24 protein-coding genes are annotated in these 22,180 nt (G+C 70.7%); 14 read left to right on the forward strand and 10 right to left on the reverse strand.

Annotated features, from left to right (window positions below):
• Nucleotides 1-21: 21 nt before the first annotated feature.
• Genes disA through C1J01_RS06650 form a run of 5 tightly spaced genes read right to left on the reverse strand, consistent with a single transcriptional unit; the run spans nt 22 to nt 4,014 of the window.
• Nucleotides 22-1,098 carry a DNA integrity scanning diadenylate cyclase DisA gene (disA, locus tag C1J01_RS06630; RefSeq protein WP_181448603.1) on the reverse strand — a complete coding sequence of 359 codons (1,077 nt, stop codon included), beginning with the start codon at nt 1,096-1,098 and terminating at the stop codon, nt 22-24.
• A 41-nt stretch (nt 1,099-1,139) separates the two neighbouring features.
• Nucleotides 1,140-2,546, reverse strand: a complete 1,407-nt coding sequence (gene radA / locus C1J01_RS06635) for a DNA repair protein RadA (RefSeq protein ID WP_111177120.1) — start codon at nt 2,544-2,546, stop codon at nt 1,140-1,142.
• A gap of 41 nt (nt 2,547-2,587) precedes the next feature.
• Nucleotides 2,588-2,893, reverse strand: coding sequence for a thioredoxin (gene trxA / locus C1J01_RS06640; protein ID WP_111177122.1), 306 nt, complete (start codon nt 2,891-2,893; stop codon nt 2,588-2,590).
• 3 nt (nt 2,894-2,896) lie between these two features.
• The gene (locus tag C1J01_RS06645; protein WP_111177124.1) at nt 2,897-3,265 is read right to left on the reverse strand and encodes a MerR family transcriptional regulator; all 369 of its coding nucleotides are present in this window, start codon (nt 3,263-3,265) and stop codon (nt 2,897-2,899) included.
• Nucleotides 3,266-3,315: 50 nt separating this feature from the next.
• Nucleotides 3,316-4,014, reverse strand: a complete 699-nt coding sequence (locus C1J01_RS06650) for a class I SAM-dependent methyltransferase (protein WP_111177126.1) — start codon at nt 4,012-4,014, stop codon at nt 3,316-3,318.
• A 100-nt stretch (nt 4,015-4,114) separates the two neighbouring features.
• Between C1J01_RS06650 and C1J01_RS06655 the strand changes: the two genes are divergently transcribed.
• The 7 genes from C1J01_RS06655 to C1J01_RS06685 all read left to right on the forward strand — a co-directional run bounded on the left by C1J01_RS06655 (nt 4,115) and on the right by C1J01_RS06685 (nt 10,810).
• Nucleotides 4,115-4,924 (forward strand): sugar phosphate isomerase/epimerase family protein, encoded by an 810-nt coding sequence (locus tag C1J01_RS06655; protein WP_111177128.1) that lies wholly within the window; start codon nt 4,115-4,117, stop codon nt 4,922-4,924.
• Entirely contained in the window at nt 4,921-5,691 is a 771-nt protein-coding gene (locus C1J01_RS06660) for a class I SAM-dependent methyltransferase (protein WP_111177130.1), read from the forward strand. Before C1J01_RS06655 ends, C1J01_RS06660 begins: the two co-directional genes overlap by 4 nt.
• Complete coding sequence (locus C1J01_RS06665; RefSeq protein WP_111177132.1) at nt 5,688-6,275, forward strand: TetR/AcrR family transcriptional regulator; 588 nt, start codon at nt 5,688-5,690, stop codon at nt 6,273-6,275. The genes C1J01_RS06660 and C1J01_RS06665 overlap by 4 nt, the downstream gene beginning before the upstream one ends.
• Nucleotides 6,276-6,391: 116 nt before the next feature.
• A complete protein-coding gene (locus tag C1J01_RS06670) occupies nt 6,392-8,497 on the forward strand; it encodes a (Fe-S)-binding protein (protein WP_111177134.1) in 2,106 nt (701 codons plus the stop codon).
• A 148-nt stretch (nt 8,498-8,645) separates the two neighbouring features.
• A complete protein-coding gene (locus C1J01_RS06675; RefSeq protein WP_111177136.1) occupies nt 8,646-9,440 on the forward strand; it encodes a hypothetical protein in 795 nt (264 codons plus the stop codon).
• Nucleotides 9,437-10,501 carry a glycosyltransferase gene (locus C1J01_RS06680; RefSeq protein ID WP_111177138.1) on the forward strand — a complete coding sequence of 355 codons (1,065 nt, stop codon included), beginning with the start codon at nt 9,437-9,439 and terminating at the stop codon, nt 10,499-10,501. The genes C1J01_RS06675 and C1J01_RS06680 overlap by 4 nt, the downstream gene beginning before the upstream one ends.
• A gap of 27 nt (nt 10,502-10,528) precedes the next feature.
• The gene (locus tag C1J01_RS06685; RefSeq protein ID WP_043615428.1) at nt 10,529-10,810 is read left to right on the forward strand and encodes a metal-sensitive transcriptional regulator; all 282 of its coding nucleotides are present in this window, start codon (nt 10,529-10,531) and stop codon (nt 10,808-10,810) included.
• Nucleotides 10,811-11,293: 483 nt separating this feature from the next.
• On the opposite strand, the gene C1J01_RS06695 is transcribed toward C1J01_RS06685, so the two are convergent.
• A complete protein-coding gene (locus tag C1J01_RS06695; protein ID WP_111177142.1) occupies nt 11,294-12,622 on the reverse strand; it encodes a hypothetical protein in 1,329 nt (442 codons plus the stop codon).
• Between the two features lie 74 nt (nt 12,623-12,696).
• Here C1J01_RS06695 and C1J01_RS06700 point away from each other — a divergent pair, with 74 nt between their 5' ends.
• Entirely contained in the window at nt 12,697-13,578 is an 882-nt protein-coding gene (locus tag C1J01_RS06700; RefSeq protein WP_146615482.1) for a DUF1349 domain-containing protein, read from the forward strand.
• Here C1J01_RS06700 and C1J01_RS06705 read toward each other — a convergent pair.
• Nucleotides 13,550-14,071, reverse strand: coding sequence for a gamma carbonic anhydrase family protein (locus C1J01_RS06705; RefSeq protein ID WP_181448604.1), 522 nt, complete (start codon nt 14,069-14,071; stop codon nt 13,550-13,552). The genes C1J01_RS06700 and C1J01_RS06705 overlap by 29 nt on opposite strands.
• A gap of 147 nt (nt 14,072-14,218) precedes the next feature.
• Here C1J01_RS06705 and C1J01_RS06710 point away from each other — a divergent pair, with 147 nt between their 5' ends.
• Nucleotides 14,219-15,235 carry a hypothetical protein gene (locus C1J01_RS06710; protein WP_111177148.1) on the forward strand — a complete coding sequence of 339 codons (1,017 nt, stop codon included), beginning with the start codon at nt 14,219-14,221 and terminating at the stop codon, nt 15,233-15,235.
• 506 nt (nt 15,236-15,741) lie between these two features.
• Here the strand turns inward: C1J01_RS06710 and C1J01_RS06720 are convergent.
• The 3 genes from C1J01_RS06720 to C1J01_RS06730 all read right to left on the reverse strand — a co-directional run bounded on the left by C1J01_RS06720 (nt 15,742) and on the right by C1J01_RS06730 (nt 17,947).
• Nucleotides 15,742-16,494, reverse strand: a complete 753-nt coding sequence (locus C1J01_RS06720; protein WP_111177150.1) for a GntR family transcriptional regulator — start codon at nt 16,492-16,494, stop codon at nt 15,742-15,744.
• Between the two features lie 152 nt (nt 16,495-16,646).
• Nucleotides 16,647-17,111 (reverse strand): VanZ family protein, encoded by a 465-nt coding sequence (locus C1J01_RS06725; protein ID WP_220039767.1) that lies wholly within the window; start codon nt 17,109-17,111, stop codon nt 16,647-16,649.
• Nucleotides 17,112-17,242: 131 nt separating this feature from the next.
• Nucleotides 17,243-17,947, reverse strand: coding sequence for a dienelactone hydrolase family protein (locus C1J01_RS06730; protein ID WP_111177236.1), 705 nt, complete (start codon nt 17,945-17,947; stop codon nt 17,243-17,245).
• 99 nt (nt 17,948-18,046) lie between these two features.
• Here C1J01_RS06730 and C1J01_RS06735 point away from each other — a divergent pair, with 99 nt between their 5' ends.
• Genes C1J01_RS06735 through C1J01_RS06755 form a run of 5 tightly spaced genes read left to right on the forward strand, consistent with a single transcriptional unit; the run spans nt 18,047 to nt 22,179 of the window.
• Nucleotides 18,047-19,456, forward strand: coding sequence for an aldehyde dehydrogenase family protein (locus C1J01_RS06735; RefSeq protein ID WP_220039768.1), 1,410 nt, complete (start codon nt 18,047-18,049; stop codon nt 19,454-19,456).
• Nucleotides 19,449-20,246: a 2-keto-4-pentenoate hydratase gene (locus C1J01_RS06740; RefSeq protein WP_111177156.1), complete on the forward strand. Its 798-nt coding sequence runs from the start codon at nt 19,449-19,451 to the stop codon at nt 20,244-20,246. Before C1J01_RS06735 ends, C1J01_RS06740 begins: the two co-directional genes overlap by 8 nt.
• Entirely contained in the window at nt 20,243-20,674 is a 432-nt protein-coding gene (locus tag C1J01_RS06745) for a RidA family protein (protein WP_111177158.1), read from the forward strand. The genes C1J01_RS06740 and C1J01_RS06745 overlap by 4 nt, the downstream gene beginning before the upstream one ends.
• Nucleotides 20,671-21,186, forward strand: a complete 516-nt coding sequence (locus tag C1J01_RS06750) for a 3-hydroxyanthranilate 3,4-dioxygenase (protein WP_111177160.1) — start codon at nt 20,671-20,673, stop codon at nt 21,184-21,186. The genes C1J01_RS06745 and C1J01_RS06750 overlap by 4 nt, the downstream gene beginning before the upstream one ends.
• Nucleotides 21,187-22,179: an amidohydrolase family protein gene (locus C1J01_RS06755; RefSeq protein ID WP_111177162.1), complete on the forward strand. Its 993-nt coding sequence runs from the start codon at nt 21,187-21,189 to the stop codon at nt 22,177-22,179.
• The last annotated feature ends 1 nt before the right edge of the window (nt 22,180 follow it).

Consider the following 22,180-nt stretch of genomic DNA (forward strand, 5'->3'; position numbering starts at 1 on the left):
GTGGTGGGTCGAGGGGGTGGGTTAGACGTAGCGTTCGAGGATGGAGGATTCGGCGAGGCGGGAGAGGCCCTCGCGGACGCTGCGGGCGCGCGACTCGCCTACGCCGCCCACCGCCTGCAGGTCGTCGATGCTGGCCGCGAGCAGCTTCTGCAGGCTGCCGAAGTGGTTGACCAGCCGGTCGACCACCGTCGCGGGCAGCCGGGGCACCTTGGCCAGCAGCCGGAAGCCGCGCGGGCTGACCGGGCTCTCCAGCTGCTCCGTGCCGTTGTGGCCCATCACGCGCGCCACCGCCGACAGGTCGAGCAGCTCGCTGCCGGACAGCTGGTCGAGGTCGTGCATGGCCTCCATCAGGCGCCGCTGGCGGCGGCCTCCCGGGGCGGGCAGGTAGTCGCGCACGACCAGCTCGCGCTCCGAGTCGACGCCGGCCACCAGCTCGTCGAGCTGGAGCGAGAGCAGGCGGCCGTCGGTGCCGAGCTCGACCACGTAGCCCTTGATCTCGTCGGCGATGCGGCGGACCATCTCGAGGCGCTGCGCCACCGCGGCCACGTCTCGGACGGTGACCAGGTCTTCGATCTCCAGGGCCGAGAGGGTGCCGGAGACCTCGTCGAGGCGGTGTTTGTAGCGCTCGAGCGTGGCCAGCGCCTGGTTGGCCTTGGACAGGATGGCCGCCGACTCCTCCAGGACGTAGCGGATGCCGTCGAGGTAGAGGGCGATGATGCGCATCGACTTGCTGATCGCGATGATCGGCAGGCCGGTCTGCAGGGCGACGCGCTGCGCGGTGCGGTGGCGGGTGCCGGACTCGTCGGTAGGGATGGACGGGTCGGGAACGAGGTGGACGGCGGCACGGACGATCTTGTGGTCGTTGCTCACGACGATGGCGCCGTCCATCTTGGCGAGCTCGCGCAGACGGGTGGGCGAGAATTCGACGTCGAGCTCGAAACCGCCGCTGCAGACGTCCTCGACCATGTTGTTGTAGCCGAGCACGATCAGCCCGCCGGTCTGGCCGCGCAGGATTCGTTCCAGGCCGTCGCGCAGAGGTGTGCCCGGCGCCACGGCCGCCAGGGCCTCGCGGCGTCGGTCGTCCAGACTCCTATCCACCTGACCCCCGTGTCGATCGGTCACCGCTCAGCTTAGCCGCGCTATGTCACGTGCGTGAGAGCGTCCCAGACGTTCTCCGCCTGGACGACCTCGAACCCGGGGGCGAACGCCACCGGCCCCACCGGCACGAGAGCGCGCTGGCCGTCGCGTCTGCGGCCCGGCTCCTCAAGGGATCCGGCGGGCACCAGGGCGCGTTTGAAACCCAGCCGGGCGGCCTCGGTCAGCCGCCTGCGCACGTCTTTGACCGGTCGCAACTCGCCGGCCAGACCGACCTCGCCCAGGGCGACCAGGCCGGCGGGCAGCGGCTTGTCTCCGGCGGCGCTGGCGACGGCGAGCATGACCGACAGGTCGACGGCCGGGTCGGCCAGCTTGATGCCGCCGACCGTCGCGGTGAACACGTCGCAGCCGCCGAGCCGGGCGTTGAGCCGGCGCTCCAGGACGGCGAGGATCATCTGCACGCGGTAGGTGTCGAGGCCGGAGGAGGTGCGCCGGGGCTGCTGGGCCTCCGTGCGGGCCACCAGGGCCTGGACCTCGGCGGGCAGCGGGCGGGTGCCCTCGACGGTGACGGTCACGCACGTGCCGGGGACGGGCTCGCTGCGGCGGGAGACGAACAGGCCGCTCGGGTCGGTGATGCCCTCGATGCCGCGCTCGTGGAGGTCGAAGCAGCCGATCTCGTCGGTGGGGCCGAACCGGTTCTTGATCGCACGGACCATGCGCAGCCTGGAGTGGCGGTCGCCCTCGAAGTTGAGCACGACGTCGACGAGGTGCTCGAGCGTGCGGGGGCCGGCGATCGAGCCCTCCTTGGTGACGTGGCCGACGATGACCGTGGCCATGTTGCGCTCCTTGGCCAGGCGGACGAGATTGGCGGCGACCTCGCGGACCTGCGTCACCCCGCCGGGGACGCCGGTGGTCTGGGCCGAGCCGATCGTCTGGACGGAGTCGACCACCAGCATGCGGGGCTGGACCTTCTCCACGTGGGCGACCAGGGCCGACAGCTCGGTCTCCGCGGCGAGGTAGAGGTTGTCCTGGATCGCGCCGATGCGGTCGGCCCGCAGCCGCACCTGGGCGGCCGACTCCTCGCCGGTGACGTAGAGGACGGTCGTGCGCTCGGCGATGCGGGCCGCGGCCTCCAGCAGGAGGGTGGACTTGCCGATGCCGGGCTCGCCGGCCAGCAGCACCACGGCGCCGGGCACCAGGCCGCCGCCGAGCACCCGGTCGAGCTCGGCCACGCCGGTCGTGCGTGCGGTCGCCGTCTCGGCCTTGACCTGGCCGATCGGCACGGCGGGGGCGGTGGTGGCGCCGGCCTGGACGACATTGACGCCCGCGCGGGCGCCCTCCTCGTCGACCGTGCCCCACGCCTGGCACTCCCCGCACCGGCCGACCCACTTGGTGGTGCGCCAGCCGCACTCGGCACAGCGGTATCCGGGCTTCTGGGCTGTCTTGGCCATGCCGAGCAGGCTAGCGGCCGGCGCCGACAATCATCGACAGGTCACGCCAGGCCGAGCTCGGAAACGAGCATGCGCTTGGGCTTGGCGCCGACGATCTGCTTGACGGGCTCGCCGTTCTCGAACAGGAGCATGGTGGGCACGGCCATCACGCCGTAACGGGCCATGATCTCGGGGTTCTCGTCGGTGTTGAGCTTGCCGATCGTCAGGCCGTGCTCGGCCTCGATCTGCTCCAGCACCGGACCGACCATCTTGCACGGCCCGCACCACTCGGCCCAGAACTCGACCAGCACCGGCTCGTCGCGCTTGAGCACCTGCTCCTCGTAGTTGTCAGTGGTCAACGTGATCATGATTCATCCCCTTACGAAACACCCTGGGCAGGACTGGGCGAGCTGGGCGGCCACCTCGGCGCGGCGCGCGAGCAGCACGCGGATCTCCCGGTCGATGTCGGCGAGCTTGCGCTCGTAGACCTCGACGGACTCCGCGCACGAGCCGCCGGTGCTGTGGCCCCGGCGCAGGCAGTCGACGAACGGCCGGGTCTCCTCCAGCGTGAACCCGATGTCGAGCAGGGCCCGGATCTCGGACACCAGGCGTACGTCGTCCTCGCCGTAGTCGCGGTAGCCGTTGGGCGTACGGCGGGCGTGCAGCAGCCCGTGCTGCTCGTAGTAGCGGAGGGAGCGGGTGCTCACTCCGGTGCGTTCCGCCAGCTCACCGATGCGCATGCGACCACGGTAAACGTTGACATCGGCGTCAATGTCAAGGGCGAATGAGCTCAGTAGTACCGCCAGCGCAGGACGTTGGGGTACTCCAGCTCCAGGCCCGGGGTCTCGGCGATGGCCTGTTCGGCGACCTCGGGGGCGAACTCGATGCGGAGCACCGCCTCCAGGTCGGCTCGCCGCTCGAAGGCCATGCGCAGGTCGAGCGGCCGCCGCTGCCAGCCGTGGCGCACCCAGAACGCCTCGACCTCACGGGCGGAGTACGTGGGCACGGTGCGGGAGAACCACCGGCCGAACGACCCCCGCGTGGCGTCGAGGTCGAGGACGAAGGCGGCGCCGCCGCGGCGTACGACCCTGGACAGCTCGCGCAGCCCCGGCTCGCAGCCCGGTCCGAAGAAGTACGCCCACCGGGCGACGGCCACGTCCACGGACGCGTCCGGCAGCGGCAGGTCCTGGGCCGCGGCGGCGTGCACCGTCACGTTGGCCAGCGCGGCGCAGCGGCGCCGGGCGAGCGCGGCGAGGTCGCCGTGCGGTTCGACGCCGATCACGCGCGCCGCCTCGGCCGCCAGGACGGGCAGGTGGTAGCCGGTGCCGCAGCCGATGTCGAGCACGGTGGCGCCGTCCCAGGGGCGCAGGGAACGCATGGCGGCCTCGGCCGCGCCCTCGGGGTCGACGGCGCGGTTCTCCAGCTCGTAGACCTGGGGCGTGTTCCAGATGTTCGGGCTCGGGATGGCGCCTTTGGCGATCCGTGACATGACACCAACCGTATGGGGCGCGACTCACCGGAGGAGCCGTGTGAGCGGCTCGACAAGGGCCTGGCGCACCAGAGCGGCTTCTCCGGCTTAGGCTGGCAAGGTGGCTGATGTCATCCGCGTGCCCAATGCGAAGATCGCATTGTCCACCGCCTCGGTATATCCGGAACGCACTCCCGACGCGTTCGAGCTGGCCGCGCGCCTGGGTTACGACGGCGTCGAGATCATGGTCGGCGCCGACCCGGTGAGCCAGGACATCGACGTGATCGAGCGGCTCTCCGACCACTACCACGTGCCCGTGCTCGCTATCCACGCGCCCTGCCTGCTGGTCACCCAGCGTGTGTGGGGGCGCGACCCGTGGGCCAAGCTGGTCAAGGCGCGCAAGGCCGCCGAACGCCTCGGCGCGCAGACGGTCGTGGTGCACCCGCCGTTCCGCTGGCAGCGTGACTACGCCCGCGACTTCGAGACCGGCCTGGCGAGGATGCGCGACGAGACGGACGTCACGTTCGCGGTGGAGAACATGTTCCCGCTGCGTGCGAGGGGCAACGACGTGGTGCCGTACTCGCCCGACTGGAACCCGATCGACTACGACTTCCCCCAGGTCACGCTCGACCTGTCGCACACCGCGGTGTCCGGCTCCGACGCGATGGAGATGGCCGGCAAGCTCGGCGACCGGCTGGCCCACGTGCACCTGGCCGACGGTCTCGGCGTGACCAACAAGGACGAGCACCTGGTGCCCGGCCGGGGCAACCAGCCGTGCGCGCAGCTGCTGGAGCGCCTGGCCACCACCGGCTACTCCGGCCTGGTCGTCCTCGAGGTCAACACGCGCAAGGCGACGAGCCGCACCGAGCGGGTCGACGACCTGGCGGAGGGGCTGGCCTTCGCCCGGCTCCATCTGGCGGCCTCCCGGTGAGCGCTGGGCCGCTCCAAGAGCTCGGCAGAGTGTTCGACCGGGTGGCCGACGCGTACGACGCGGGCCGCCCCTGCTATCCCGACGAGCTCTACCGCGCGCTGGGCGAGGTGTCCGGCGTCAAGCTCGCCGGCGCCACGGCGGTCGACGTGGGGGCGGGCACGGGCATCATGACGCGCGGGCTGCGGGCCCGCGGCTCCCAGGTGATCGCGGTCGATCCGGGCGCCGCGATGCTGACCCGCCTGGTGTCCAGGATCGACGAGTACGGCGCGCCGGTCGCCGCGGTGCGGGCCGACGGCAACGCGCTGCCGCTGGCCGACGGCGTGGCCGACCTGGTGACGTACGCGCAGTCGTGGCACTGGCTCGACCCGGTGGCCTCGATCGCCGAGGCCCGGCGGGTGCTGCGGCCCGGCGGCGTGATCGCGGGCTGCTGGAACTTCCACCACGCGGCGCAGGCCGACTGGCTGGCGGCCTACGAGGTCCGGCTGGCCGAGGCCGTGCCGTCCTACAACGGGCCGGCTCTCGAGGAGTGGTCGGCGCCGCCGATCGCGGCGGCGTTCGAGGTGGTCGAGGAGCGCTGGATCCCGTGGACCAGGCTGGTCGGCATCGAGGAATTCCTGCTCGGGCTCCGTTCCCACTCCTACATGGCGGCGCTGTCGCCGGAGCGGGCCGACGAGCTGGTCGAACGGCAGCGGGCGGAGCTGCGCGGCGCGTTCCCCGAGGGCGTGTTGTCGGTCCCGATGCGGGTCTACCTGGCGGTGGGCCGGTGAGCAAGCCGGCCAGGCGGCGTCCCGGGCGCAGGCCCGGCTCGGCCGACACGCGCGGGGAGATCCTCGCGGCGGCCCGCAGGGTGTTCGCGGAGAAGGGCTTCGACAAGGCGACCGTCCGTGGCATCGCCAAGGAGGCCGAGGTCGATCCGGCGCTCGTGCACCACTATTTCGACACCAAGGCGGGCATGTTCGCCGCGGCCATGCAGCTGCCGATCACGCCCGACGACGTCATCCCGCTGGTGGTGGAGGGCCCCCGTGAGGAGCTCGGGGAGCGGCTCGTACGCTTTCTCCTAGGGGTCACGGCCGCGCCGGAGACGCGCGAGCCGCTGGTGGCGCTGATCCGCTCGGCCATGACCAACGAGCCGGCCGCCGCGATGTTCCGCGAGTTCATCACGAACGCCGTGCTCTTCCAGGTGGCCGACCGGCTGGGGGTGCCGCACCTGCGGATCGAGGCGGCGTTCGGGCAGATGCTCGGCGTCATCCTGGCGCGTTACGTGCTCGAGCTCGAGCCGATAGCGGGGGCGAGCGAGGACGAGCTCGTCGAGCTGCTGGGGCCGACGATCCAGAGGTACTTCACCGTCTAGAGCATTGTTCTACACAGGCCGGTGACCTTAGGGTATGTCACGGACCCCGGTAATGTTACCCACGGGTAGGATTTTCGGGGAGGCTGGACAGCCAACGTCGTCTGTGGGAGGACCCCGTGCTCTGGGTAGCGATCATCGGGCTGGTCATGACCGTCGTGGCGGTCGCCTTGGCCGGCCGCAGGGCGTTGTTCCTGTACAAGCTCGCGACCGTGGGGCCGCCTGCGCCGGAACGCGTCGAATACGCCAGGACCCACGTGGGTGACGAGGTCAAGGCGCAGCTCGTCGAGGTGTTCGGGCAGAAGAAGCTGCTGAAGTGGACACCATCCGGCGTAGCGCACTTTTTCGTCATGTGGGCGTTCTTCATCCTGCTGACCGTCTACATCGAGGCGTACGGCGCGATCATCCAGGGTGCGATCACCGGCAGGCCGAACTTCCACATCCCGCTCATCGGGCAGTGGGGCGTGCTCGGGTTCCTGCAGGACTTCATCGCGGTCGCGTGTCTCGCCGGCCTGGTCGCCTTCGCGATCATCCGGGTCAAGAACTCTCCCAAGACGCTCGGCCGCGACTCGCGCTTCTCCGGCTCGCACCTGGGCGGCGCGTGGCTCGTCCTGTTCATGATCTTCAACATCATCTGGACGCTCTTCCTCGCCCGCGGCGCCGCCGCCGCGAACGGGAACCTCCCCTACAGCTCGGGCGCGTTCGTCTCGCTCGGGCTCGGCGAGGTGCTGCCGCAGAGCCACCTGCTGGAGGAGATCGCGCTGCTGCTGCACATCGGCTTCATGCTGGTGTTCCTGGTCATCGTGGTGAACTCCAAGCACCTGCACATCTTCACCGCGCCGCTCAACGTGCTCTTCTCCCGCCGCCCCGACGGCCTCGGCGGCGCGCCCGAGATGCGCGTGGCCGGCAAGCCGGTCGACTTCGAGGACGAGGACCTCGACCCCGAGAAGCTCGGCCGCGGCACCATCGCCGACACCACGTGGAAGGGCTTCCTCGACTTCTACTCCTGCACGGAGTGCGGCCGCTGCCAGTCGCAGTGTCCGGCCTGGAACACCGACAAGCCGCTGTCGCCGAAGATGCTCATCCTCGACCAGCGCGACCACGCCTTCAAGGTGGCCCCGTACCTGCTGGCCGCCCAGCAGGGCGTCGAGCACAAGGACACCGACGTGCTCGCGCTGCTGGAGAAGCCGCTGGTCGGCGAGGAGGGCGTGATCCACCCCGACGTGCTCTGGTCGTGCACGAACTGCGGCGCCTGCGTCGAGCAGTGCCCGGTGGACATCGAGCACATCGACCACATCCTCGACATGCGCCGCTACCAGGTGATGGTGGAGTCGTCGTTCCCGTCCGAGGCGGGGGTGATGGTGAAGAACCTGGAGAACAAGGGCAACCCGTGGGGCATGTCCGAGATGAAGCGGGCCGACTGGATCGAGGAGCTCGACTTCGAGGTCGAGATCGTCGAGGACAAGATGCCCGAGGGCACCGAATACCTCTTCTGGGTCGGCTGCGCGGGCGCGCTCGAAGACCGCGCCAAGAAGACCACCAAGGCCGTCGCCGAGCTGCTGCACATCGCGGGCGTGAAGTTCGCGGTGCTCGGCCCGATGGAGGCATGCTCCGGTGACCCGGCGCGCCGGCTCGGCATGGAGTACCTGTTCAACATGCTGGCCCAGCAGAACATCGAGACGCTCAACGAGGCCGGCGTCAAGAAGATCGTCGCCACCTGCCCCCACTGCTTCAACACGCTGGCCAACGAGTATCCGCAGCTCGGCGGCGCCTACGAGGTCGTGCACCACACGCAGCTGCTGTCGAAGCTCGTGGACGAGGGCCTGCTCACCCCGGTCACGCCGATCGAGGAGAAGATCACCTACCACGACCCGTGCTTCCTCGGCCGCCACAACAAGGTCTACTCCCAGCCCCGCGACATCATGTCGAAGGTGCCCGGCGTGCAGACCCAGGAGATGCACCGCCACAAGGACCGCGGCTTCTGCTGCGGCGCCGGCGGCGCGCGCATGTGGATGGAGGAGCGCATCGGCAAGCGCATCAACACCGAGCGGGTCGACGAGGCGCTGACGACGAATCCCGACACGGTTTCCACCGCCTGCCCGTTCTGCATGGTGATGCTCGGCGACGCGATCAACGAGAAGAAGAACAACGGTGAGGCCAAGGAATCGCTCGAAGTCGTGGACGTGGCACAGCTCTTGATCAAATCGGTCAAGGGCGCTTCCTGACCGATGTTCGTCAAACTCCTCCACCCGCGTGGTGGAGGAGTTTCCCATGTCAACAGGCGTGATCAGAAGAAACCCGGCATCCACATAACGGGAAAATCACGGTAACCTCAACGTCGCATAGCCTTATTCGACGGGGAGGGGGCTCGTGATGGGCGTCGTCGTCACGGACGCCGAAGTCACACTGGCCGACGTCCTCTCCTTGCGACTCGCCATCGACCAGCCACTCGAAGACGGCACCGAGCTGGTGCTCCGGCACCGCACCACGGGGGTGGAACGCGACGTGCGGATCGGCACCTCCGGCGCGCGGGCGCGCGAGGCCACCCTCGCGGTCTCGCTGGCGCCGCTGCGGCTGACCGCCGGGCGCTGGGACGCCTACCTGCGCAGCGGTGACACGCGCAGCCGGCTGCGCAGCGTCGATCCGGGTTTCTCGCTCGACCATCTCGACGCGTACGCGCTGTGCAAGCGCACCCTCGCCTACCGCTCCTACCGCACCCGCAACGGGTACCTGGCGCTGAAGATCTCCGACGCCGAGCCGGTCGCCGACGTGCGCGCCATCTGGTTCCGCGAGGGCCGCTTCGAGGTGACGGGCCTGCTGGCCTACACGGGGCTGGAGGACGACGACTCCCGCCACGAGGCCGTGCTCACCCTCGACCGGCGGCCGACGAGCTCCCGGGTGTCGGCCACGGCCACCGTGCAGGGCGTGCGCTTCCACGCGGCCGTGTCGCTGGTGGACGTGCTGGCCGCCGATCCCGAGGAGTCCGGCATGTGGGAGCCCGCGCTGGAGGTCGAGGGGGTGCCCACACCGCTGCCGCTGGGCGCGCGGCTCGACGACGTCGACGGCAAACGGCGCCGGCTGCACTATCCGTCGGCGCGGGTCGACGGCGTGCTGATCAGGCCCTGCTACACCGCCGACGACGAGCTGCGCATCGAGGTGGGGGGATGAGGATCAGCCTGGTGCTCGCCTCCGCGTACGGCATGCGGGGTGACGTGCGCGCCACGCTCAACCTCGCCACCGCGCTGTCCGAGCGGCACGACGTCGAGGTCATCAGCATCCGGCGGCAGAAGGACAAGCCGTTCTTCCCGGTCGGGCCCAAGGTGTCCATGCGCAGCGTGGTCGACGTCCGGCCCGGGGTGAGACATCTGTTGCCGCGCGGTCAGGTCCGTACGGAGGTGGCGCTCTGGCGGCTGCTGCGCGGCCTCAAGTCCGACGTGCTGATCACGACGCGGCCGGGCGTCGGCGTCCAGGCGGCCAGGCACGCGCCGCGCGAGACCGTCAAGATCGCCAGGGAGTGGGGGCGGCCCGCCGTCCCCGGCCCGGTGAAGCGCTTCTACCCGCGCCTCGACGCCGTCGTGACGGCCACCGAGTCGGCGCAGGAGGAATGGGCGAGGCTGCTCGGCGCGGGGCCGCTGGTGCACAGCCTGCCCGACGCGCTGCCGGACGGCCCGTGGCCGCGCTCACGCATGGACAACCGCATCGTGGCCGCCGGGGGCCGGTGGGTGGCGGTGAAGGCCTACGACCGGCTCATCAGGGCGTTCGCGCTCGTGGCCGCCCAGCGTCCCGACTGGCGGCTGCGGTTGTACGGCGCCGGGCCCGAGGAGCGGCGGCTGCGCTCGCTGGTCGGCGAGCTCGACCTGCACAACCACGTCTACTTCATGGGCACGACGTCCGACCTCGCGGGTGAGTTCGCCAAGGCGTCGATCGTGGCCAACACCTCGCGCAGCGAGGACCAGGGCATGACGGTGCTGGAGGCCATGGGCTGCGGGGTGCCGGTCGTGGCGTTCGACGGGGCGCGGGGGGCCAGGGAGTTCGTGGCGACGGGCTACAACGGCGTGCTGGTGCCCGACCAGGACGACCCCCGGACGTTCGCGGTGGCGCTGCTGGCGCTGATCGACGACGAGCGGCGGCGGCGTTCGCTGGCGGCCGGGGCGCTCGACACGGCCGTGCGCCACGGGGCCACCGAAGTGGCCTGCCAATGGGAGAAGCTGATCGGTGGGCTCCGCTGAAATACCGGTTACGGGTACCGTAGAACCATGCATGGGTACAGCGGAGACAAGCAGGCATATCTGACCCGCCTCCGGCGAATCGAAGGTCAGATCCGGGGCCTGCAGCGCATGGTCGATGACGACGCCTACTGCATCGACGTGCTGACCCAGGTCTCCGCGGCGACGCGGGCGCTGCAGGCGGTCGCGCTCGGGCTGCTGGAGGAGCACATCTCCCACTGCGTGGCCGACGCCATCAACAGCGGTGGTCCTGAGGCCGAGGCGAAGGTCAAGGAGGCCTCGGCGGCGATCGCCCGTCTCGTGCGGTCGTAGCCCTCGCCGGGCGAGGATGACTAGTTAGGGGGAAACCCCGGAAACCGCCGTTCCCGACCCCTCAGGAGCCGGGAACTAGGTCCCCGGGGCTAGTAATCGTCTGGTCCTTCAGCGGCTCGCCGAAGTCCGCAATCCGAGCGCGTCGTCGAGTTCGTCCAAGGTCAGCCGCCGCTCGCTGACAGCCACGGCCGTGAGCACCTCGGCGTAGAGCGCAATCTCGTCCAACGCGACACGGTCGTGGACCCGAGAGTCCAGGTCATCGTGCCCCACCGCGTCGTCCTTCCTTCCGCAGCCCACACCCTCTACGAGGTTACGGCGGACGCCCCTCCGGGCGACATGGCCCATCGGAGTCATTCCTTTCGGAGCCTCGGGGCTCCTCTGGGTCATTTCCCCAATCCGAGATCACAATTCAGCGAATGAGCTGTTATCGGAAGTGTTAGAACGATATAGGGGAGGTAAGCGGGAAATTGCGCTATTAGTGGTTTACATGAGGCCGGTGTGGTCGTCGCGTTCGTGGATGAGCCGGGCGACGAGAGCCGACTGGCCGGGCAGGCCGCGCTCGGGCACCTTCGCCCCCGTTAGCCGCTCCCAGGCGAGCCCCATCGCGTACGCGGCCCCGAGCACCGCCGCCGCGCTCCAGCGGTCCGGCGGAGCGACCTCCAGCACCGGCACGAGCGCCGTCGAGAGGCCGCCGGGCCGCGCCCGCACCGGGAAACCGTCGGGCTCCGTGGACTCCGCCGCCGAGGCGCCGGTCAGCCCGGCCCGCCGCAGCTCCTCGTACGCCGCGCGCAGCCGGTGGTCCAGCAGGCCCGGCAGTCTCCCGGCGGAGTCGGACAGGTCGGCCAGGAACGCCGCCGCGCCGGCCCGCGGATCGGGCAGGAACGCCAGCGCCTCCACGAGGTCGTACAGCGTGTGGGAGAAGTGCGCCTCGGGGTCGTTCTCGACCAGCAGCGCCCGGCACAGCCGCGCCGGGCAGCGCTCCAGCCAGAGGCCGCGCAGCGCCGCGGGGTCGTCGGGGTCGGTCAGCTCGGGCCTGCGCAGCATGGGCTCGACCATGGTGAGCAGCGCGAGCGCCCGCGGCCTGAACCGGGTGTCGAGCAGCAGCAGCTGCGCCGTGTCGGCCATCACGGCGGCCAGCCGCAGGGCCTCGCGCGTGCGGCCGGCCCGCATCCGCTCGGCCACCAGCGTGACGAGCTCGAGCAGCGGCGGCGCGGGCAGCCAGCGCACCCAGTCGTCGCCGGGCAGCGAACGGCGCAGGTACTCGCCGAACACGGTGATCAGCCGCTCGTTGCCGTCGAACGCCGGCGCGTACGCCGTCCACATGATCGTGCCCCAGACGGCCGCGACCGTGCCGGGCACGTCGGCGCCGAAGACGTCGCCGAACGCCGTCAGCGGGTAGTCGAGCTCCGACTTGCGCCCGCTGGCCCGCAGCAGCACCCTGAGCTGCTCGGTGAGGCGCTCGGGCACGTCGGGGCCGATGAACGCCTGGGTCGAGCCGGGCTCGGCGTGGAAGTCGTGGCCGTCCGGCACCACGGGATCGGGCAGGGCCGCCGCCGGATGCCCCACCTGACGGGCCCGCGTGCCACGGGGAGGAGGGGCGAGGAGCCAGCGGCCGTCGGCCGGGTCGAGCAGGCGCCAGCGCGCGTGCGCGCCGAACAGCCACCGGTCGCCGTCGGGGGTCACGAGAATCCTGGCCGCCAGGACATGGGCCCGGTCGGGCACCGAGAGCCCCTGCCAGCGTGGGTCGGCGACCATCGCGCGGACCTCCGCCTCGGTGGCGGTGAACGCATCCCAGGGTGGCACGGCCGTCATCGTACTGGGCGTCCTCGGATCATCCTTCAGCTTCTCACGGCAGAATGTCCCCCATGAGGGCGAAGGTTGCAGGAATGTTGGCAGTCGTGTGCGTGCTCACCGGATGCGGTACGACCACGTCGGCGCAGCCGACGCTCTCCGGGCCGGGCGTGCTCACGCTGGAGAACGCCAAGCCGCCCGCGCCGGGCGGGGAGGTGGGCGGCGCCTCGACGGAGTTCGACGACGCGGACGACCTGTCGATGTGGACCAAGCTGAGCGAGACCGAGAAGGACGTCGACCGCATCGCCAAGCTCGACGTCGACAAGACCGCCAAGGGCGCGATGTACCTGGAGCCGAACACCTCGGCCTGGTTCGACGGCTTCCGCGGGCCGTTCGTCTACCAGGACCTGGCCGGCGACATCGTCATGCACGCCCGGGTCAAGGTCACCGGGAGGAGCGCCGGGTGGCCGAAGCGGAAGTTCTCCCTCGGCGGCCTGATGGCCCGCCAGCCGGGCTCGTACGCCAAGCCCAACTGGGTGTCGGTCACCGTCGGCACGGGCGAGAAGACCGGCCAGGTCGAGGTGAAGTACACCGAGAACGGCAGCTCCAAGCCGCAGGAGCTGGCGGTCAAGGAGGGCTGGGTCGAGCTCGTGCTCGGCCGGGTGGGCCGCGTCTTCGTCGCGCTGTACAAGGAGGAGGGCGGCCAGTGGAAGGTGGGCCGGCGCTGGCCCTCGACCCTGCCCGACGTGCTCCAGTGGGGCGTCACCGCCTACACCGACTGGGACAGCTACAGCACGCTCAAGAAGGACACCGACAAGGGCAACGCCAAGCAGGTCAAGGGCACGCCCGACCTCAAGCTCACCGTCGACTACGTGCGTTTCCTGCGGCCCGAGCTGCCCGACTACGCCGATCCGCTCAACAACGCCTCGGTGTCGGACGCGGTGCTGATCAAAGCGATGACGCCTGCCGGTGCCTGAGCGCCTTGGCCATGTAGGTGTCGGGCGTGCGGGCGAAGGAGTCGCGGTCGTCGTCGGTGAGCTCGCGGACGATCTTGCCGGGCACCCCGGCCACCAGCACGCCCGCCGGGATCTTCTTGCCGGGCGGCACGAGCGCCCCGGCGGCCACGAGCGTGCCCGCGCCGATGTGGGCGCGGCCCAGCACGATCGCGCCGATGCCGATCAGCGCGCCCGACTCGACGTGGGCGCCGTGCACCATCGCCTTGTGGCCCAGGCTGACCCGGTCTTCGAGGACGGCCGGCTCGCCGGGGTCGGAGTGGAGGCACGACAGGTCCTGGACGTTGCACTCGTCGCCGATCTCGATACGCTCGTCGTCGCCTCGGAGCACGGAGCCGTACCAGATGCTGGAGGCTCTGCCGATGCGCACGTTGCCGACCACGACGGCGCCGGGCGCGATGTACGCCTCGGGGTGAATGTCCGGGACTGCCCCGTTGTCCAACGCTGCTATGTACATTCGACACATCGTAATTCCAGGTCGGGGTATGGCGTTCGGGTTGCGGACGTGGGCAGATGGCAGGAAAGTCGTTTCCTGACGTCTCGTCGCCAGACCCTCACAACCTGCAGTTTTCCCCCGCCTCACGCAAACCCTTAGGTAACCCCCATGACGAACCAGCACGAGAGCTTCCCCGACCTGATGCAAGAGGACACCTTCGAGGTCGTGATGCGCGGCTACAACCGCCGCCAGGTCCACGACTACATGATCCGCACCCGTAACCAGATACGGGATCTGGAAGAGCGGCTGGCGCGGGCGCTCGACCAGGCCGAGCAGGGCCGGATCGAGCTGGCGGAGGCCAGGCGGCGCATGGTCGAGACGCCCCAGAGCTACGAGGACCTCAGCCCCCGGCTCGCGCAGATCCTGCGGCTCGGCGAGGAGGAGGCCCAGGCCAAGCGGGAGGACGCCGAGGCCGAGGCCGCCGCCGTGCGGGAGGCCGCCAAGACGGAGGCCGACCGCCTGATGACGACCTCCCGCGAGACGGCCGACAAGATCCTCACCTCGGCGCAGGCCGAGGCCGAGCGGCGGGTCGGCGAGGCGACGCAGGCGGCCGAGCGCATGCTCGCCCAGGCGGGCGCCGACGCCGAGGAGCAGCGCGCCGCCGCCCGGGCCGAGGCGGAGGAGGTGCAGCGCGAGTCGCGCGCCGAGGCCGAGCAGCTGCTCTCGTCGGCCCGCGCCGAGGCCGAGCAGCTGCTGCAGTCGGCCAACGCGCAGGCCGAGCAGCTCGTGACGGGCGCCAACGCGCAGGCCGAGCAGCTCGTCACCGGGGCGCGCGCCGAGGCCGAGCAGATGCTGGCGGCGGCGCAGCAGCGCACCGCGGTGCTGGACGAGCAGGCCGGGCGCCGGGTCGAATACCTGACCAACACGCACACCGAGGTGGTGCGGCGGCTGACCGAGATCAGCTCGGTGCTCGGGGATCTCATGCACGCCGAGTCGGCGGCAGGGCCGCTGGTGCCCGAGACCGTCGCGCTGCCCCCGGCCGCGCAGCCCGCCCCGCCCGTCCAGACGCAGGAGGACGTCCGGGTGATCGTCGAGGAGGACGAGGCGGAGGAGGAGCCGCGCGAGACGCCCGTCTCCGACGACACCGACGTGAACATCGTGCGGCTGTCGGAGGCCGGCAAGTAGGCGAACCGCGAGCGGAAGCCCCCGCCCCCGATCGGGTCGGGGGCTTCCGCGTTCGTGGCCCCTCCGGGTTGGTGGCCCGGTGCCGGGGCCGCCTGGACGCAGGACCAGGCACCGGGCTGCTTGAGTACGCCGGCCGCGGAACGGTCCACGGCCCGCGTCAAGGAGGGGCGGGGCCGGATTGCCACGGGTGCTGCTCGCCGGCCCGCCTCTCCTGGTCCCGGAGGAGGTCGCGCAGGCCCTCCGGGTCGTCCGCGTCGATGGTCATCGCACATCCGGCATCGCGCTGCGCCGCGCTGAGCGGATGGTGTCTCGTGGCCCACCAGCGGCCGGCATCGCTCCGCCAGATGGTCCACTGGGGGTAGTCCCGGGCGATTTCGGCAAGATGCCGATCAAAGGACATCCTGTCCACCCTTCCCGGACCCCCAGGCGAGGTTTCCATCTCCTTTCCTGAAGATGCGGCACCTCTCTAGAGAATTCAATGATCGTGATGGATAGCTCGTCGTGACCTAGGCGTCGAAGTCGTACTGCAGCACGTACGCCGCCGAGTCCAGGACCATCTCGTTGAGCTCGACCGGCACCCCGCCGGCCGTGTACGCGGTGCGTGAGATCACCATGACCGGTGTGCCGCCGGGCAGGTCGAGGAGCGCGCTCTCACGGGGCCCCGGCATGCGGGCGCGCACCTCCTCGGTGAAGTGGGCGGGCGGGATGCCGAGATCGCCGAGCCGGGCGTAGACGCCGCCCGGCCCGGTGTCCGGGAGGGTGATCGCGCTTCCTTCGACCAGGTGGGCCGGGAAGTACGAGGTCGCCAGCTGCACGGGCCGCGAGTCGACGCAGTAGCGGCGGCGACGCACCCAGACCTCGCCGCTCTCCAGGACGGCCGCCACCTCCTCGCCGGCCCGCTCCAGCGCCACCTCCACGCGGTCCACGCTGAACGTCCGGCCGCGGGTGTCGGCGTCCCAGATGGACCGGCCCTGGCCCCACTGCTCGCGTGACAGACGGCGTGAGCCGTGTCTGCGGATCGGTTTGAACAGCCGCACGTAAACCCCCGAGCCTCGTTTGGGCACCGCCAGACCTTCGTTGATCAGCACGGCAAGCGCCTGCCTGGCGGTGGCTCGAGCGATTGCGTGTTCGGCCATCAGTGCGTTCTCGCCCGGTAGTCGGTCCCCGTCGCGCAGTTCGCCGGACAGAATCCGGGCGCGGAGACCGTCGGCGATGCGTCGATAGATAGGGGGCTCGTGGGGTACCGGGGATTCAGACAACTTTGATCACCCTCTGTCACCAACCAGGTAGTGGCGTCTCCAGAGAACTTGCCCCGTCTTGTCCACGATCGCACAGATACAGAGGTTGGTCGCGAGCTTCTTTTGAGCGGATCGTGCCTATGTGGTGAACTACGGAGTGTTTCAGCGGGCCGTTACTGTGGAACGGTCCCAGCCGGATATCGCCCGGCCCACCAGCGGTGGGTAACCAAAGAGAAGATCACGGCGCCCGCGGTGTTGATCAGCACGTCGTCCACGGACGAGAATCGGCCCAGTCTCAGCGCGTACTGGAGCGCCTCGACGGTGGCCGAGAACGCCGCCGCGACGGCCGCGACACGGGCGGGCGACGCCAGTGCGGGGCTGCGTACGGGCAGCAGGGCGCCGAGCGCGGCGAAGACCAGCAGATTGCCTCCGACCTGCACGAAGACCGTCTGCCACGGCGCCCCCGCGAGGTCGGCGAGGTCGCGGAACGGCACCAGCCCGACCCCCGTGGGGCCGTCGGAGGGCGTCAGGATCATCCAGATCCAGGGCGCGGTGCCGACCACGATGCCGACGTCGGCGAGGGCCGTGCGCAGGGGTGCGGGGTGGCCGGCGCGGGCACGGCGGCGGGAGAGAGCCACGGTCGCCGGCGCCGCCAGGAGGGCGGCAAAAGTACCAGCAATAATGACATTTCCCCACAATTCCCATGTGTGCGCCATCCGGCCATCATCCCGATGATCTAGGGGTACCGGAAGCTGTCCCTCCGGACAGGTCACCCGGCCGGCAGATGCTCGTCCAGGAACGCCGTCGCCACCGCCCACGCACGCTCGGCCGGCGCCGGCTGGTGGAACATCGGCGCCTCGCTGTTGTGGAAGGCGTGCCCGGCCTCCTCCTCGACGTGCACGACGACATTGGGCCGGCCCGCGGCGGCCCGCTCCACGGCGGCCACCCACTCGCGCGGGATGTACGGATCGCTGCCCCCGAAGACCAGCAGCAGCGGCGCGCTGATGCGCTCCATCAGCCCGGTCGCCTCGGGCACGGCCGAGCCGTAGAACGACAGCACCGCGCCCAGCTCGATCTGGGTGGCCAGCATGTACGCCACCGAGCCGCCCAGGCAGAAGCCGACCGCGCCGACGCGGCCGTCCACCTCCGGCAGCGCCCGCAGATGGGAGGCGGTGAGCGCGCAGTCGGACACCCCGTGGGCGAGATCGAAGCCCTTGGACAGCTCGATGGCCGCCTGTGTGCCCTCCGGCGTGTGCTCGCCCACCCAACCGGGCGTCAGCCGCCAGAACAGGTCGGGCGCGGCCACCACGTAACCCCGCCCGGCCAGCTCGGTGGCCACCTTCTCGATGTACGGCCCCACGCCGTAGATCTCCTGGACCAGGACCAGGGCGGGGCCGGACGGCGCGTCGGGCAGCCACAGGCGTACGCCGAAGGAGCCGTCGTGGGAGCTGATGTGATCGGTACGGGTCCGCATGTCCACCAGCATCGCGCATGGCGCGCTCAGCGATCCGGCGAGACGATGCGCATGAGGGTTCCGTGTCCCCGGAAGGGAGGCAGACATGAGGAGAGCGCTGTGCTGACCCACTTCATCGGCGGCGGGCCGCTCGCCGCCGGAAAGTCCTTCCCCGTCCACGACCCGGTGACCGGAGCGGTGGTCAGGCACGTCCACGAGGCCGACCCGGAGGTCGTCGACCGGGCGGTGCGGGCGGCCAGGGAGGCGGCGCGCGACTGGGCGGCGCTGCCGGTCGGCGAGCGCGCCGGCTGGATGCGCCGCCTGGCCGAGGGCATCGAGCGGCGCTTCGACGACCTGGTTGCCGCCGAGATCGCCGACACCGGCAAACCCCTGGGGCAGACCCGCACCCTCGACATCCCCCGCGGCATCGCCAACTTCCGCGCCTTCGCCGACCTCGCCGCCCAGCGGCCCGACGACGCCTTCCACCTGCCGGGCGTGCTCAGTTACACCGTGCGCAGGCCGCTCGGGGTGGTCGCGGTGATCGTCCCGTGGAACCTGCCGTTCCTGCTGATGACCTGGAAACTCGCGCCCGCCCTCGTCTCGGGCGACACCGTGGTGGTCAAGCCGTCGGAGCACACGCCCGGCTCGGCGGCCGTGTTCGCCGAGATCTGCGCCGAGGCCGGCCTCCCGCCCGGCGTGGTGAACATCATCTTCGGGCACGGCTCGGCCGGCCGGCTCCTCGTCGAGCACCCGGGGGTGGACGCCGTCACGTTCACCGGCTCGACCGCCACCGGGTCGGCGATCATGCGGACGGTCGCCGACCGGGTCAAGCCGATCTCGTTCGAGCTGGGCGGCAAGAACGCGGCCCTGGTCTTCGAGGACTGCGACCTCGACCGGGCGGTCGAGGGCACGGCGCGGTCGGTCTTCACCAACGGCGGCCAGGTCTGCCTGTGCACCGAGCGCGTCTATGTCCAACGCTCGATCTTCGAGGAGTTCTGCGGCAGGCTGGCCCAGAGCGCCCGGGAGGTCGAGCCGCAGCCGATGATCTCGGCGGAACACCGCGACAAGGTGCTGTCCTTCTACGCCCTGGCCCGCTCGGAGGGAGCCAAGGTGCTGACGGGAGGCGGCGTCCCGGTGTTCCACGATCACCGCGATTCCGGATATTTCGTGGAACCGACAGTAGTGTCAGGGTTGTCGGAATGGTCGAGGTTCAATCGTGAGGAGATCTTCGGTCCCGTGTGTCACGTCGCGCCTTTCGACAGCGAGGCCGAGGCGATCGACCTCGCCAACGGCAGCGACTACGGCCTGGCCGCCACGCTCTGGACCACGAACCTCGACCGGGCGCACCGCGTGGCGCAGCGGCTGGAGGCCGGGCTCGTCTGGGTCAACACCTGGTATCTGCGCGACCTGCGCACGCCGTTCGGCGGCGTCAAGCTGTCGGGCATCGGCCGGGAGGGCGGCACCCGGTCGCTCGACTTCTACTCAGAACCCACCACGATCACCATCAAACTGGAGCAATCGGATGCATGACGAATGGTCCCAGGCGGTGGACGTGCACGCCCAGGCCGCCGACCGGCTGGCCGAGGCCGCGCGTTCCGGCGAACCGTGCGCGCCGATCAGGGACCTGGTCAGCACGGCGGCCGACGCGTACGCCGTCCAGGAGATCGGCACGAGGCGGGCGCTCGACGCGGGGAGACGGCCGGTCGGCAGGAAGATCGGCCTGACCAACCCGGCCGTGCAGCGGCAGCTCGGCGTCGAGCAGCCCGACTTCGGCATCCTCTTCGCCGACATGTGCTACGGCGACGGGCTGCCCGTCCCGATCGGGCGGTTCCTGCAGCCGCGCGCCGAGGCCGAGGTGGCGCTCGTCATCGGCCGTGACCTGGAGGGCGGCCCGTTCACGGTGGTCGACGTGATCAGGGCGGTGGAGTTCGCGCTGCCCGCGATCGAGATCGCCGACTCGCGCATCACCGACTGGGACATCACCGAGGCCGACACGATCGCCGACAACGCCTCGGCGGGCGCGTTCGTGCTGGGCGGCACGCCCGTGCCGCTCATGGGGCTCGACCTGCGGGCCGCCGCGATGACGATGACGCGCGGCGGCGTGGAGGTCTCGACCGGCTCCGGCGAGGACTGTCTGGGCAACCCGCTCAACGCCGCCGCCTGGCTCGCCACCCGGCTCGGCCGCACGCGTCACCCGCTGCGGGCCGGTGACGTGGTGCTGACCGGGGCGCTCGGGCCGGTCGTGCCCGCGAGCCCCGGGGACGTGTTCGAGGCGCGCATCGAGGGGCTGGGCGCCGTACGCGCGGTGTTCGGCAAGTGAGGGAGCGGGCCCGGGCCATCCGCGTGCCGGGCAAGGCCACCCCGCGCGGGCGCTTCCCGCACGTCAAGAGAGCCGGTGACTTCCTGTACGTCTCGGGCACGAGCTGCCGCCGCCCCGACGACACGTTCGTGGGCGTCGAGGTCGACAAGCACGGCGCCACCACCCTCGACATCCGCGCCCAGACGCGGGCGGTCATCGAGAACATCGGCGACATCCTCAAGGCCGCCGGAGGCTCGCTGGCCGACCTCGTGGAGATCACCACCTACCTGGTCAACATGAACGACTTCCGCGGGTACAACGAGGTCTACGCGGAGTTCTTCGACGAGGAGGGCCCCGCCCGCACCACCGTCGCCGTCCACCAGCTCCCGCACCCCCACCTGCTCATCGAGATGCGCGCCGTCGCCTACCACCCCCTGGAGCGATCATGATTCCCCCCATCGACTTCACCAGGTGGATCGACGAGCACGCCCACCTGCTCAAGCCGCCGGTCGGCAACAAGGTGGTCTTCGAGCAGGCGAACGACTTCATCGTCATGGTCGTCGGCGGCCCCAACAGCCGCACCGACTACCACGTGGACCCGTACGAGGAGCTCTTCTACCAGGTGCGGGGGAACATGCATGTGAACGTCGTCACCGAGAACGGGCCCGAGACCGTGCACATCAGGGAGGGCCAGATGTGGCTGCTGCCGCCGGGCACGCCCCACTCGCCGCAGCGGCCGGAGGCCGGGTCGGTGGGGCTGGTCGTGGAGCGCATCCGGCCGGAGGGCACACTGGAGAGGTTCCAGTGGTACTGCATGGAGTGCGGCGCCCTCGTCCACGAGGTGGAGCTGCAGGTCCGCGACATCGTCAAGGACCTGCCGCCGGTCTTCGAGGCCTTCTACGGCGACGAGCGGGCCCGCACCTGCGGCCGGTGCGGCGCGCTCCACCCGGGCAAGGGGTAAATGGTCACCGACGTTCACACGCACTACGTGCCCCGGGGCTGGCCCGAGCTGGGCTGGCCCGGGGCTCCCCGGCTGAGGGTCGACTCCGAGCGTGAGGCGACGATCCTCGTCGGCGGCCGGGAGTTCCGCACGGTCCAGGACGACTGCTGGGATCCGCGCGTCCGCCTGGAGCTGATGGACCGCGACGGCGTGGACCGGCAGGTCGTCTCGCCCACGCCTGTCTTCTTCGGCTACGACCGGCCGGCCGCCGAGGGCGTGCGCATCGCGAGGATCTTCAACGACCTGGCGCTGGAGATCTGCCGGGACGAGCGGCTGATCCCGTTCTGCCAGGTGCCGTTGCAGGATCCGGAGCTGGCCTGCGCCGAGCTCGACCGCTGCCTGGCTAACGGGCACCGGGGCGTGGAGATCGGCAACCACGTCGGCGACCGCGACCTCGACGATCCCGGCGTGGTGGAGTTCCTGCAGGAGTGCGCCGCGCGGGACGTGCCCGTCTTCGTGCACCCGTGGGACATGCCGGCCGGGCCGCGCGTCACCCGGTGGATGGCGCAGTGGCTGGTCGGGATGCCGGCCGAGACGCACCTGTCGATCCTGGCGATGATCCTCGGCGGCGTGTTCGACCGCGTGCCTGACAGCCTGCGGATCTGCTTCGCGCACGGCGGCGGCTCGTTCGCGTTCTGGCTCGGCCGGTTCGAGAACGCCTGGCACCGGCGGCCCGGCGTGGTCGGCGTCTCCGCGTTCCCGCCGTCCCACTACCTCGGCCGGTTCTCCGTCGACTCGGCGGTCTTCGACGAGCGTGCGCTGCGGCTGCTGGTCGACACCCTGGGGGAGGACCACGTGATGCTGGGCAGCGACTTCCCGTACCCGCTGGGGGAGTCGCCGGCGGGCGGGCTGATCCGGCGGGCGGGCTTCCTGCCGGAGCGGGCCAGGGCCAAGCTGCTCGGGGGCAACGCCGAGGTGTTCCTGGGTTGCGACAATGGGGAGAAAACGGACTAGG

Origin of the sequence: Nonomuraea aridisoli (assembly GCF_003236395.1) — a bacterium.
GTDB classification, from domain to species: domain Bacteria; phylum Actinomycetota; class Actinomycetes; order Streptosporangiales; family Streptosporangiaceae; genus Nonomuraea; species Nonomuraea aridisoli.